Origin of the sequence: Chryseobacterium sp. MA9, from assembly GCF_024399315.1 — a bacterium.
GTDB lineage: Bacteria > Bacteroidota > Bacteroidia > Flavobacteriales > Weeksellaceae > Chryseobacterium.
Map to the genome: position 1 here is coordinate 1,796,539 of NZ_CP075170.1, position 12,933 is coordinate 1,809,471.

General features: G+C 37.6%; 12 protein-coding genes. 5 read left to right on the forward strand and 7 right to left on the reverse strand.

All coding sequences use genetic code 11. The features are described from left to right. Window positions 1–233: 233 nt before the first annotated feature. The 7 genes from KIK00_RS08135 to KIK00_RS08165 form a co-directional block, all read right to left on the reverse strand. The gene (locus KIK00_RS08135) at window positions 234–821 is read right to left on the reverse strand and encodes a Crp/Fnr family transcriptional regulator (protein ID WP_255816056.1); all 588 of its coding nucleotides are present in this window, start codon (window positions 819–821) and stop codon (window positions 234–236) included. Between the two features lie 10 nt (window positions 822–831). Beyond that, window positions 832–1,143, reverse strand: a complete 312-nt coding sequence (locus KIK00_RS08140; RefSeq protein ID WP_255816057.1) for a hypothetical protein — start codon at window positions 1,141–1,143, stop codon at window positions 832–834. Window positions 1,144–1,295: 152 nt separating this feature from the next. Continuing rightward, the gene (locus tag KIK00_RS08145) at window positions 1,296–2,906 is read right to left on the reverse strand and encodes a Na+/H+ antiporter (RefSeq protein WP_255816058.1); all 1,611 of its coding nucleotides are present in this window, start codon (window positions 2,904–2,906) and stop codon (window positions 1,296–1,298) included. A 249-nt stretch (window positions 2,907–3,155) separates the two neighbouring features. Next, a complete protein-coding gene (locus KIK00_RS08150; protein ID WP_255816059.1) occupies window positions 3,156–3,776 on the reverse strand; it encodes an alpha/beta hydrolase in 621 nt (206 codons plus the stop codon). Window positions 3,777–3,781: 5 nt separating this feature from the next. Continuing rightward, entirely contained in the window at window positions 3,782–4,735 is a 954-nt protein-coding gene (locus KIK00_RS08155; RefSeq protein ID WP_255816060.1) for a VOC family protein, read from the reverse strand. Between the two features lie 178 nt (window positions 4,736–4,913). After that, window positions 4,914–5,210 (reverse strand): GNAT family N-acetyltransferase, encoded by a 297-nt coding sequence (locus tag KIK00_RS08160; protein WP_255816061.1) that lies wholly within the window; start codon window positions 5,208–5,210, stop codon window positions 4,914–4,916. Window positions 5,211–5,268: 58 nt separating this feature from the next. Beyond that, a complete protein-coding gene (locus KIK00_RS08165) occupies window positions 5,269–6,201 on the reverse strand; it encodes a ring-cleaving dioxygenase (RefSeq protein WP_255816062.1) in 933 nt (310 codons plus the stop codon). Window positions 6,202–6,776: 575 nt separating this feature from the next. Here KIK00_RS08165 and KIK00_RS08170 point away from each other — a divergent pair. The 5 genes from KIK00_RS08170 to KIK00_RS08190 all read left to right on the forward strand — a co-directional run bounded on the left by KIK00_RS08170 (window position 6,777) and on the right by KIK00_RS08190 (window position 12,915). Next, window positions 6,777–7,775, forward strand: a complete 999-nt coding sequence (locus tag KIK00_RS08170) for an EamA family transporter (RefSeq protein ID WP_255816063.1) — start codon at window positions 6,777–6,779, stop codon at window positions 7,773–7,775. A gap of 17 nt (window positions 7,776–7,792) precedes the next feature. Continuing rightward, a complete protein-coding gene (locus KIK00_RS08175) occupies window positions 7,793–8,821 on the forward strand; it encodes a methionine ABC transporter ATP-binding protein (RefSeq protein WP_255816064.1) in 1,029 nt (342 codons plus the stop codon). Beyond that, the gene (gene metI / locus KIK00_RS08180) at window positions 8,814–9,470 is read left to right on the forward strand and encodes a methionine ABC transporter permease MetI (protein ID WP_255816065.1); all 657 of its coding nucleotides are present in this window, start codon (window positions 8,814–8,816) and stop codon (window positions 9,468–9,470) included. Before KIK00_RS08175 ends, metI begins: the two co-directional genes overlap by 8 nt. A gap of 108 nt (window positions 9,471–9,578) precedes the next feature. Next, window positions 9,579–10,388, forward strand: coding sequence for a methionine ABC transporter substrate-binding lipoprotein MetQ (metQ, locus tag KIK00_RS08185; protein ID WP_255816066.1), 810 nt, complete (start codon window positions 9,579–9,581; stop codon window positions 10,386–10,388). 316 nt (window positions 10,389–10,704) lie between these two features. Further along, window positions 10,705–12,915 (forward strand): glycoside hydrolase family 3 C-terminal domain-containing protein, encoded by a 2,211-nt coding sequence (locus KIK00_RS08190; protein WP_370647750.1) that lies wholly within the window; start codon window positions 10,705–10,707, stop codon window positions 12,913–12,915. Window positions 12,916–12,933 lie beyond the last annotated feature (18 nt).

Consider the following 12,933-nt stretch of genomic DNA (forward strand, 5'->3'; position numbering starts at 1 on the left):
ACATTGTATTTGTCATTCCGCAGGAATCCGGCCTTGTTTTCTATACTTTCACAATCTTTATACTGTTCACAAATACCCCAAATGAAAACGTGAAAATTCCCCTCTTCCGGAGGGGTGGCGAAAATTCAAAGAATTTTTGACAGGGTGGTCTTACACGCAAAGTCATCAAGAGCAAAAATTTGCCTAGTCATTCATGCAGATCTCTGCAATCTGCGGGTATAAAAAATTAAGATTTATTTCTCCTTCTTTGAAGCAAGACGTTTTCTGATGGTACTTACAAATTCTTTTGAAACACCAAGGTAGGAAGCGATATAATACTGTGCTACTCTTTGTGGGATTGAAGGGTATACTCTGATAAATTCAAGGTATCTGTCTGATGCGGTTTTGGAAATAGTGTTTACCAATCGGCTCTGCAATGTTGCCAGATTTCTCTGAACCAGCATTCTGAAAACCCTTTCGAATTTAGGAATCACCTGCAGTAATTTTTCTTTCGTTGTGGGATTCAACATATAGATTTCTGAATCTTCCAGAGTTTCGATATACACTTTAGAAGGCTTCTGCTCCTGAAATGATGCAATATCACTGATCCACCAGTCTTCAATGGCAAACAGAAGAGTGACTTCTGTACCGTCATCATCCAAACAATACATTCTTACACATCCTTTGTGAATATAACCTTCAAACTGGCAGATCTCTCCTTCTCTGAGTAAAACTGTTTTCTTTGGAAACGACTGACAAACAAGCAGATCTGTGATTTTTTTTTCTTCTTCCGGAGTGATTGAAATAAATCGTGTAATATTTTTGATGATATTTTCGAACATGATGTCAGGTTTATCCCTGCAAATTAGGAAAAAGACTGTAAACTTCATTCTTTAAAAGTCCACTTCCTCCTCCATAATGATCGATTACTTTAACATCTTTATCTAAACCTGCACAAAATATTTTTATATCTTTCTCAAAATCATCTTCTAAGCCGGAGCTTAGAAGAACAATATCTACGGTATTATTTTTTATATATTCATTGCAGAAATTTTCATCACTTTGTATTTCTGCCGTCCACCCCTCATTATTTTCTATAATTCTTTTTAAAGTATCCAGAATTTCCTGGTTCTTTCCAATGACTAAAAAATGTAATGTTTTCATATTGTTCAAGGTTTAAAGTTTAAAATTCAAGGTTCAAGGTTTAAAGTTCAATGTTTATATTGTTGGAGTAAAGGGTAAAAGACAGATGAAATAACTCTGATACTCTCAAACCCTCCGACCCTCAAACTCGTATCCCGAACTTCGCATCCCTCCTACAAATGCTTATTTCCAGTAATTTTCAATTCATTCAGATCCAGTTGTGATTCTGCTTTTCTTATCTCGTCTTCGCTGAAGCTTTTTTCACGTTTCATTTGAAACAGTTCTTTTCTCTGCAGGGCAAATATATGCAGCATCACGTTATGATACTCTGCCATATCATTTTGTCTGTTGGTACACATTTCCAAAGAGTTTAAATGATTCTGGTGAAGTTTGATATCGGTTTCCAAAGCTTTTTTAAAATTCTCAAGCAGACTATTATTGTTCACCAATTCATTATACTCTTTATCAAGTTTTTGGACTGCAAGTTTATCCAGTCTCATTTGAATTCCCGCCTGCTGTTCATGAGAAGGAAGAATAGGGTCAATTTCTTCTATTTTTGTCAGTCTGATCACCAAAGGCAGTGTCAATCCCTGAAAGACCAATGTCACAAAAATAACTACAAATGTGATAAAAATGATCAGGTTTCTCATCGGAAATTCGGACTGGGTATTCATCATTACCGGAATAGACAGAGCTGTAGCCAAAGAAACGACTCCTCTCATTCCTGCCCATCCTATAATTAATGGATTTTTCCATCCCGGACTTGGATCACGGCGGGCTTTTTCACTCAGCCATCTTGGAATATGAGCCACAGGATAAATCCATAACAGACGTACTATAATTACGATCAAACTTATAATTAACCCATATTTGATTCCTTCCATTAATGAAATTTCGCCCAATCCATTGATGATATCCGGAAGTTCCAGACCTATTAATACAAAAACCAAAGCGTTCATTACAAAGATCAGGGTATTCCAGACTCCTGTCATATTAATTCTTGTAGTTCCTGTTTTAAAAATTTCATGAGCACGGAAAGACATAAACAATCCTCCGCTCACCACAGCCATTACTCCCGAAAAATGAAAATGTTCTGCAGAAAGAAACAGAATATAAGGCGTAATCACTGTAATGGCAGCATCAATGGCAGGTGTTGTAGGTAAAAAACGGTGAATTGCATAAAAAATATGAGCTCCCGCGATTCCTACTACAATTCCCATTCCTGCTACCAGAAAAAACTGTCCTGCTGCTTCATGCATTGAGAAAGCTCCTGTCATTACTGCGGCAAGCGCAAATCTGAAAACAATCAGTGAAGAGGCATCATTGATCAGACTTTCCCCTTCCAGTATAGCAAGAGTACGTTTTGGAACTTTTAATCCTTTTAAAACCGTAGTAGCTGCCACTGCATCTGGTGGTGAAACAATTCCGCCCAATAAAAAACCCAATGCCAGTGTAAATCCCGGAATCAGCATTTGTGAAGTATAAGCAACCACCAGAGAGGTCAGAAATACCAGACCAAAAGCGAGAAGACTAATAGGGCGTTTCCATTTCCAGAAATCATTCCATGAGGTATACCAGGCCGCTTCATATAAAAGAGGTGGTAAGAAAATCAGGAATATAATATCCGGATCAAGCTTTAAAACAGGTACTCCCGGAATAAAACTAATCCCCAATCCGGCAAGTACCAGAAAGATAGGATAAGCAATTTTGATCCGCTGTGCCAGCATGACCAGCATCATAACGAGTAATAAAAGTCCCAGGATTAAAAGTAGTTGTTCGTGCATGCTTTTAGAAGTTAGAAATTAGAGGTTAGAAGCTAGATTTCAGATTCTGGTTATTTAGGTTTTGGCTATTTTTGTTTGGCGGACTAAAGCCCATCTCTATTGAATGCTAATTTGTGTACTTGGTTAGACTCCTACGGAATCACAATTTGTATGGATAGATAATATGCATACTTTGTCATTCCGCAAGAATCTCACTTCACTTAAATACCTGAAGTATAGTAAAAAATACAAACTTCAATCTAAAAACACTTACTTAAATATTATTGAGTTGGCCAATTCAATTTCTTCCTCGTTAATAGAATGTCCAAAATTGGCATATACTTTTTCTGTTACATCTGCATTCATTTCTCTTAAGATGTTGGCTGTAGCATATACTCTTTCTACAGGAACGTGAAAATCTGGATTGCTGGTTCCAAGAAAAACAGGAGTTTCGGAAAAGTCACCTTTATAGTTTTCACGATTAATCTTATCTCCTATTACTCCGCCAATAATGGCTGCTGCTCCACCAAACTTCTGAGCATTACGGGCCAAAAACTCCAGAGTAAGACAGGCACCCTGAGAAAATCCGAAAAAGTATATGTTTTCAGTTTTAATTCCGGCTTTTACAGCAGCTTTCACTGTTTCATCAACCATTTCAAGGGCTGATGATAACCATGGTTCGTTTTGTTCTACCGGAGCTATAAATGAATAGGGATACCAGGTATGATTCAAAGCTTGTGGGGCTAGCAGTGCATAATCTTTTACATTCAGATGCTGGGATAAACTCAGAATATCCTGAGCGCTTCCTCCGCGTCCATGAACCATGATCAAAGCTTTTTCTGCCTGATTTAATGGAATTCCTGCTGTTTTTATATTTAAAATATGACTCATTATTTCTATCTGAATTTTTCTGTTGGATAATTAATTGCGGGAAGAACTGCTTTCAAACGTTCTCTTCTTTTTTCAAACTGTTGCGGCAATTGCAGATCTTCTCCTAAAAATGCGGCTTCTTCATCCACATCGAACCCGGGACCGGAAGTTGCAATTTCAAACAAAACTCCACCCGGCTCTTTAAAATAGACTGAGGTAAAATATTTTCTGTCCTTCACTTCAGTATGTTCCAGTCCGTATGCATTTAACCTCTTTACCATTTCAAGCTGAGATACTGCATCCGGAGTCGCAAAAGCTACATGGTGAACGGTACCTCTTCCTGCCAATCCTTTCAGAGCACTGGGAGTAGATAAAAGGTCTACATATTTCCCAGGCATATTTTCTGTTCCCAATCTCAGTCTGTCAGGAGTTTCCTTAATCACTTTATGATCCATCTGAGTGGTCAGAAGAGCTGCCGTTCTTTCGTAGGCATCCTGCCAGATTTCTACGTGATGGATTCCTTTTATGGCATAATCTTTAGGAATATAACCATTGTAATATCCTTTTCTTTCATCTTTATCATTAAAAACCAATTCCAATCCTAACCCATCAAAATCTTCAAGATAAATAAAAACTTCATCAGAAAACCTTTGCTGCGGCTGCTTAAAAGGGATGTTGAACTGTTCCAGACGGTTCATCCAATAATCCAGAGCTTCTATAGAAACGGAAAATGCAGTGGTATTAAGCATTCCTTTCCCATGTCTGCCATTGATAAGATCTTTACCATAAGGAAAAGTAGTCATAATCGTTCCTGGTGTACCGTATTCGTCACCGAAATAAAAATGATAAACATCCGAGTAATCAAAATTGACCGTTTTTTTGACTAAACGAAGTCCTAAAACACCGGTATAAAAATCTATATTTTCCTGTGCATTGCCGGTAATTGCCGTTACATGATGCAGTCCTGTGATAAGTTTCATTGTACTGAAATTGTTAATTTGTTATTATAATGTGAAAAGATGGAGAAAGCGGAGGTCAGATAAGCTTTTAATTTTCGTTTAATCTGGTTCCAATACACGTACCTCGAAATCTCACATCCCGAAACACAGCTCCCTATCCCAATTCTCCAACCCTCTCACTATCCGATCCTCAAACTCACTACAGTTCTTCCTTCATCCATACATCATTGTATTCTTCCTGATGACGTTTAAACTGTGCGTGAACATAAGGACACAGCGGTAGAATTTTTAAATCATTTTCTCTTGCGTAGGAAACCAGTCTTTCCAATAATATTTTAGCAAAGCCTTTTCCTTCATATTCCGGATTCACTTCGGTGTGGTAAACCGTCAGTTTTTTTCCAATGACTGAAATATCCATTTTACCGGCTTTGTGATCGTCTGAGAAAAGCTGGATTTCACCTTTTCTTCCTTCTAAAACTATTTCTGTTCTTTCCATTTTTTTGTTTTTAATTCTTAATTCAAAATTAGCATCTTTATGAGCGCTGGCCGATGATCTATGATAAGTTCGGAAGCACTCCTTCTATTTTCTCACGCATTCCTTCATACTGTGCAGGAAGCTTCAGGTTTTTTCCCAATTCGTTCAAAGGTTCATCCACCGTAAATCCCGGGTTGTCAGTTGCAATTTCAAACAAAACACCACCTGGCTCACGGAAATACAGTGAATAGAAATAGTCTCTGTTGATCTTCGGAGTGATACTTAAACCTGCGGATAAGGCTTTTTCACGATATTCCATCAAAACATTGTCATCTTTTACTCTGAATGCAATATGATGATTGGTTCCGGCAGCGTTTCTTCCGGCTGGAATTGTATCGTTTTCAATAATATCAACAAGATTAGCGGTATCAATTGCATCAGTAGCAAATCTGTATCTTTCTCCTTCCTGTTTCTGCAGGCTGTATCCTAAAACATCAGTCAGAACTTTGATTGTAGGATCTGCTTTTTTTAAGGTTAAAGTTACATTATGAAAGCCTTTCAATGCATACTCATCCTTGATATCATCTGTTGTCCATACTTTTCTACTGTCTTCACCTGCAGGTTCTATAAACTGTAACTGAAGACCATCCGGATCTTTGAAAGAGATCATTTTTTCTCCAAACACTTCTCCTTCTTCTACGTTTACATTAAAGCTTTTCAAACGGTTTTTCCAGAATTCAAGGCTTCCTCTGGGTACTGAATATCCGATATGGGTAGCCATTCCGCTTCCATTGTTTCCTTTACCAATTCCTTCCCATGGAAAGAAAGTAAGAATGGTTCCAGGCGTTCCGTTTTCATTCCCAAAATAGAAATGATAAGTTCCCGGATCGTCAAAGTTTACCGTTTTTTTCACCAGTCTTACTCCTAAAACCTGAGTATAAAAATCTAAATTTCTTTTGGCATTGTCTGCTATTGCAGTAATATGATGCAGACCTAATATTCTATTGTCCATTGTCTTTAATTTTTATGCTAAATTACAGTGAACAGACATACTGCACATTTAACTAGTTTAATAAATGAAACTACATCATTTTGGCCAATATCTTTTAGCATACCCCTTAAACAAGAACACTAAAACACCTTTACACAATTCTTAAAAATATCAGTTTATTTTATCTTTCCATAACATCAATTAAGATGCAATTTCAGTCTCATTTGAATTAAAAAGCACAAAACCGTTATAAGTTAAAAAAAATTCATTAAAAAATAAAACTTAAAATACATTGATTTTAAACACATTAAATCATTAACAATAAATTAATATTCAAAATGTCTACTTTTTTAGTGGACTAATAAAAATTATATTATATATTTGCAACCGTATTCAGGAAACAAAACAAAATGAAGGCAGAATTCAAAAATAATTCAATTAAGAAACATACCATCAAAAATATGATGCAGGATATCTGTATGCCTATACATCAAGAATACTGTGGTTGACCTTACTTTTATATAGATATATTTTCAAAGGCTTTACCACGTGGTAGAGCCTTTTTCATTGAACACAACAACATTAAAAATATAAAAATGAGCAATTCTAAAAACAAATGGTTGATTCCATTGGCTTTTACAAATATCTATGTGATATGGGGAATTACGTTTTTAGCTATTTCATTTGGCTTAAAAGGTTTTCCGCCATTCATTCTTTCAGGATTAAGATTTCTGGTTGCCGGAATTCTGATGATTGGATATCTTCTTTCTAAAGGAGAAAAAGCAGATTCTCTGATCAACTGGAAGAAAAATGCAGTTACCGGTATTCTTATTCTTACCGGAGGAACAGGACTTGTAGCCTGGGGAGAACAATATGTAACAGCTTCAGAAGCGGCAATATCTATTGCAACCGGACCGTTCTGGTTTATTGCGATCGACAGAAAAAACTGGAAATATTATTTCTCAGATAAATTCATACCGATAGGATTGGCCATTGGATTTGCAGGATTAATTATGTTTTTAAAAGGCAGCGTAAATTCAAATGCTACTCATGCAATTGCTGACGGAAACCTTCGTATTACGGCGTTTGTTGTATTAGGTTTAAGTTCCATCGCATGGGTACTGGGATCTTTATATTCAAAGAAAAATCCGGCTTCTCAATCTACCTTTATGAATATTGCTCAACAGCTTATAGTAGCAGGATTAGCTTCTTTTTTAATCGCTTTTATAAGAAAAGAATGGACTGGTTTTTCAGTTTCTGCAGTTCCGTTATCGGCATGGTTTGGGGTCCTATTTTTGATCTTCTTTGGATCGATAGTCGCTTATTTGTCGTACATTTGGCTTCTGTCCGTTAAACCCGCTGCTTTGGTAAGCACCCACACCTATATCAATCCTATTGTAACAGTGATTGCAGGTTGGATTGTTGCCAGCCAAAGCATCAATGGAGGTCAGCTGTATGGTTTATTCATCATATTGCTGGGAGTACTTCTAACGAATGTCACCAAGTATTTCAGACTTTCAAAACGGTCAAAGGTAAAAATCAGAAGAATAAGAAGATTGTTTAACAGAGCAGGCAGACCATATCAGCCAATTTAAACAGAATACAAATCAGAATGATAGAAATCAGAAACATATCGAAAACATTTCACCAGAAAAAACAGTCCTTTAAGGCATTGGATAAGGTGAGTTTAAATATAGAGAAGGGAGATATTGTTGGAATTATCGGTTTTTCGGGTGCAGGAAAAAGCACCCTGATCCGTACAGTAAATTTACTGGAAAGACCAGATGAAGGACAGATTATTATTAATGGAAAAGATTTTACCCGGCTTAATTCTAAGCAACTGGCTGAGGAGCGTAAAAAAATCGGAATGATCTTCCAGCATTTCAATCTTCTTTCTTCAAGAACTGTTTTTGATAATGTAGCTCTTCCTTTAGAACTGGATCATAGCAGTAAGGATGAAATCAACAGAAAAGTCAACGAATTACTGAAGATTGTAGGACTTGAAGATAAAGCCAATGATTATCCCAGAAGTCTTTCCGGAGGACAGAAACAAAGGGTAGCCATTGCAAGGGCCCTGGCTAATGATCCTCACCTTCTTCTTTGTGATGAAGCAACCAGCGCACTGGATCCGGCTACAACGCAATCTATCCTGCAGCTTTTAAGAGATATCAACCAGAGACTGGGAATTACCATCCTTTTAATTACCCACGAAATGGAAGTTATCAAAGCGGTCTGCAACCACGTTGCAGTGATTGATCAAGGAAAATTACTAACAAAAGGAACTGTAAGCGAGATTATTTCGAACAAAGAAAACCCGATCATCCGCCAGTTTATAAATTCAGACATCATGACCCTGCCACAGGAATTCATTAGCAGACTGCAGAAAGAGCCCAAAGATGGTTTATTTCCGCTGGTCGAAATAGAACTTAACGAAAACATCAGTGTTGAACAAATTCTTTCAACATTATATAACCAATATAAAATCCCTTATAAACTTTTAAAGGCAGACGTAGAGTATTTTGGAGATTCCAATTTCGGAAAACTTCTGCTGCAGCTTCAGGGTGAAGCAGAGGAAAACCAACAGGCGATCTATTATTTCAATCAAAATAAAATTCAAAATACAGTAAAAGGATATGCTTAGTGATACGGTAATTGCCCTTTTGGCAAAAGGAACCTGGGAAACGGTTTATATGACATTTTTATCCGGATTTTTTGGATTTGTGCTTGGACTTCCGGTAGGAATCATGTTATTTTTAACCAGAAAAGGACAACTGCTGGAAAATGCAGTCTATCATAGAGGGCTATCTATTCTGGTTAATATTTTCCGTGCCATCCCTTTTATTATTCTGATCGTATGGATGATTCCTTTTACCAGAATTCTGGCTGGAACGTCTATTGGAGTAAATGCCGCTTTGGTTCCGCTAAGCGTGGGTGCAGCTCCGTTTATTGCGAGACTTGTTGAAAATAGTCTTATTGAGGTTCCTTATGGTCTTATAGAAACAGCAAGAGCTTTGGGGGCATCACCTTTACAGATCATCAGAAAAGTATTGCTTCCTGAAGCACTTCCTTCCTTAATCAACAATGCCACTATCACTTTGATTACGCTTGTAGGATACTCTGCGATGGGTGGTGCTGTAGGCGCAGGTGGACTTGGACAGGTTGGTTACCAGTACGGTTATATCGGCTATGATATTGTCATTATGAATACAGTATTGATACTTCTTGTTCTGCTGGTCTTTATCATACAATTCGCGGGAGACCGATTGTCAAAAAGATTTGATCACAGGTAGTTGCCTTGGAGAGAGAATGAGTTGGAGTGTTTGAGATTCGGGGTGCGGGTTTCGAGTTACAGAGCGCTTTTGCTTTTTCGCTTCAATATTATTTAAATAAAAAATAGAATGAAAAAAATAAAGATTTTTGGTTTATTAGCTGCTGGAATATTGCTGTTCAGTGCCTGTTCGGGAAGAAAAGACGATCCGAACTTTATCCGTGTAGGAATTACTTATGGTCCGGAACAGGAAATTGCCGAAGTAGCCAAAAAAGTAGCGAAGGAAAAATACAATCTGGAAGTGGAATTGATCCCTTTCAACGATTATGTAGTTCCCAATGAAGCTCTGACTAACGGAGATATTGATGCCAATGCCTTTCAGCATCTTCCTTATTTAACAGAACAGTCCAAACAGAGAGGTTACAACCTCGTACCTGTAGGAAATACATTTGTGTACCCTATTATAGCCTATTCAAAAAAGATTAAAAATATCAGTCAGCTGCAGGAAGGCAACACTGTTGTTATTCCCAATGACCCAACCAATGGGGGACGTTCTCTGCTTCTTCTGCAGAAAAGCGGTCTGCTGAAATTAAAAGCAGGTGTAGGACTTCTACCAAAAGTAACAGATATTACAGAAAATCCAAAGCAGCTTAAAATCATGGAGATTGAAGGAGCACAGATTCCAAGAGTGTTAGATGACAGAGACGTTGTTGTAGGGATTATCAATAACAATTTTGCAGCTCAGGCAGGATTAGATTCGGAAAAACAGGGTATCCTAATTGAAGATAAAGACTCACCATATGTGAATCTGGTGGTTGCCAGACAGGACAATAAAAACAGCCAGAAAGTAAAAAACTTTGTAAAAGCTTATCAGTCTCCGGAAGTGGAAAAGAAAGCCAAAGAAATTTTCAAAGGCGGAGCTGTGAAGGGATGGGATTAATAGATAAGAGGGTTTCGATATACGAGTTAGTGAGTCGGAGGGTTTGAGAGTGAATGAGTTTGAAAAGTGAGGTTCGAGATTTTAGGTTTTGTTTTTTCACTCGTTAGCTTCTCTTCACTTTTTCCACCTTTACAAATAAAATATTTAATAAGAGCTGTCTGCAAATACGTGGACAGTTTTTTATTCATTAAAATTTATTTTCTCAATTTGAGATAATAAAAAATTTTCTCTATTTTTGCTTTTAATCAAATAGAAAGGCATTATGTTAAAGAAAACCGTCATTATAAGTTTATTCACCTTTATTTCTGCTTCTTATATGGCTCAGACCAATACTACCATACCCGTTTATTTAGATGAATCCAAACCTGTAGAACAGCGTATTCAGGATGCATTATCAAGAATGACACTGGAAGAAAAAGTGGCAATGCTTCATGCACAGTCGAAATTCAGTTCACCGGGTGTTCCAAGATTGGGAATTCCTGAATTCTGGACAACGGATGGTCCTCACGGGGTACGTCCTGAAGTGATGTGGGACGAATGGGACCAGGCCGGATGGACCAATGACTCCATTATTGCCTACCCTGCCCTGACTGCCCTATCCGCTACCTGGAACAAAAAGATGTCATGGAACTATGGTAAAGCTTTGGGTGAAGAAGCCCGATACAGAAAAAAAGATATTCTTCTGGGACCTGGAGTCAATATTTACAGAACTCCGCTAAACGGAAGAAATTTTGAATATATGGGCGAAGATCCTTATCTGACCTCAAAAATGGTAGTTCCTTATATTAAAGGTGTACAATCTAATGGCGTGGCAACTTCTGTGAAACATTTTGCACTGAACAATCAGGAAATGTTCCGTCATACGAGCAATGTGAATGTAGATGACAGAGCGCTTTATGAAATTTATCTTCCTCCTTTTAAAGCGGCGGTAACAGAGGGTGATTCATGGACGATCATGGGGGCTTATGATATGTACAAAGGCCAGTATGCCAGCCAGAATCAATATTTATTAAATGATATTTTAAAAAAGGAATGGAACTATAAAGGCGTTGTAGTATCCGACTGGGGCGCTGTAAACAATACAGAACAGGCGATTCACAACGGCCTTGATCTGGAATTCGGATCGTGGACCAACGGACTTTCTGCCGGAACTAAAAATGCCTATGATAATTATTACTTGGCAAAACCCTATCTTGATCTGATTAAAGCAGGAAAAGTAGGAACCAAAGAACTTGATGACAAAGTAACAAGATTACTTCGCCTTGCTTATAAAACTACGATGAACCGCAACAAGCCTTTCGGAAATATTGCTTCTGAAGAGCATAAAGCTGTTGCAAAAGAAATTGGTGAAGAAGGAATCGTTTTATTAAAGAACCAAGGAAATGTGCTTCCTATTGACCTTAATAAAGCTAAAAAAATTGCAGTTATCGGAGAGAATGCCATTAAAATAATGACTGTTGGTGGAGGTTCTTCATCATTAAAAGTTAAATATGAAGCTCTTCCTTTAGACGGAATCAAATCCAGGTTTGGAAAGCAGGCAGATGTACAGTATGCGAGAGGTTATGTAGGAGATATCGGAGGTGAATATAATGGGGTAAAATCCGGACAGGATTTAAAAGATACCCGTTCTGAAGCTGAATTACTGAATGAAGCTGTGGAATTGGCCAAAAAATCAGATTATGTAATTTTTGTAGGCGGACTGAATAAAGCAGACTTCCAGGACAGTGAAGGAAACGACAGAAAAAGCTACGGATTACCTTACAATCAGGATCACGTGATATCCACTCTTGCAAAAGCGAATAAAAATCTTGCTGTTGTTTTGGTTTCCGGAAATGCTGTAGCTATGCCTTGGATCAAAGAAGTTCCAACCGTTTTACAGGCTTGGTACCTTGGTTCTGAAGCCGGAAATTCTATTGCCGCAATTTTAGCCGGAGATGCCAACCCATCAGGCAAACTTCCGTTTACATTCCCTGTAAAACTTGAGGACAACTCAGCACATCAGCTTGGTGAATATCCTGGGCAGAAAGATGAGTTGGCAGCAGGAAAAGGTAAAGACCAGAAAAACCCTATCAATATTACTTACAACGAAAGTGTTTTTGTAGGTTACCGCTGGCATGATACTAAAAATATAAAACCTCTGTTCAGTTTCGGACACGGATTAAGCTATACGACTTTTGAATTCGGAAAAGCAAAAGCAGACCAGACCACTATTTCACAGGATGGTAAAATTACCTTTACAGTAACAGTTAAAAATACAGGTAAAAAAGCAGGTGCTGAAGTAGCTCAGCTTTACATCAGTGATTTAAAATCATCTGTTCCACGTCCTGCAAAAGAATTAAAAGGGTTTGAGAAAGTCTATTTGAATCCCGGAGAACAGAAAGAAGTCACTTTCACCATTGATAAAACGGCTTTAAGTTATTTTGATGCAGCTAAACATGATTGGGTTGCAGAACCGGGAGACTTTGAAGCATTGATTGGAAATTCTTCCGATGCCATTAAAACTAAAGTGAAGTTTACTCTTAAATAAAAACTGAGAGTTTAGAAT

Bases quoted from the DNA above. Each gene is read 5' to 3' on its own strand.
- KIK00_RS08145 (WP_255816058.1), bottom strand. From the start codon at position 2,906: ATGCACGAACAACTACTTTTAATCCTGGGACTTTTATTACTCGTTATG.
- KIK00_RS08160 (WP_255816061.1), bottom strand. From the start codon at position 5,210: ATGGAAAGAACAGAAATAGTTTTAGAAGGAAGAAAAGGTGAAATCCAG.
- metI (WP_255816065.1), top strand. From the start codon at position 8,814: ATGCTTAGTGATACGGTAATTGCCCTTTTGGCAAAAGGAACCTGGGAA.
- metQ (WP_255816066.1), top strand. From the start codon at position 9,579: ATGAAAAAAATAAAGATTTTTGGTTTATTAGCTGCTGGAATATTGCTG.
- KIK00_RS08155 (WP_255816060.1), bottom strand. From the start codon at position 4,735: ATGAAACTTATCACAGGACTGCATCATGTAACGGCAATTACCGGCAAT.
- KIK00_RS08135 (WP_255816056.1), bottom strand. From the start codon at position 821: ATGTTCGAAAATATCATCAAAAATATTACACGATTTATTTCAATCACT.
- KIK00_RS08150 (WP_255816059.1), bottom strand. From the start codon at position 3,776: ATGAGTCATATTTTAAATATAAAAACAGCAGGAATTCCATTAAATCAG.
- KIK00_RS08170 (WP_255816063.1), top strand. From the start codon at position 6,777: ATGAGCAATTCTAAAAACAAATGGTTGATTCCATTGGCTTTTACAAAT.
- KIK00_RS08165 (WP_255816062.1), bottom strand. From the start codon at position 6,201: ATGGACAATAGAATATTAGGTCTGCATCATATTACTGCAATAGCAGAC.
- KIK00_RS08140 (WP_255816057.1), bottom strand. From the start codon at position 1,143: ATGAAAACATTACATTTTTTAGTCATTGGAAAGAACCAGGAAATTCTG.
- KIK00_RS08175 (WP_255816064.1), top strand. From the start codon at position 7,793: ATGATAGAAATCAGAAACATATCGAAAACATTTCACCAGAAAAAACAG.
- KIK00_RS08190 (WP_370647750.1), top strand. From the start codon at position 10,705: ATGGCTCAGACCAATACTACCATACCCGTTTATTTAGATGAATCCAAA.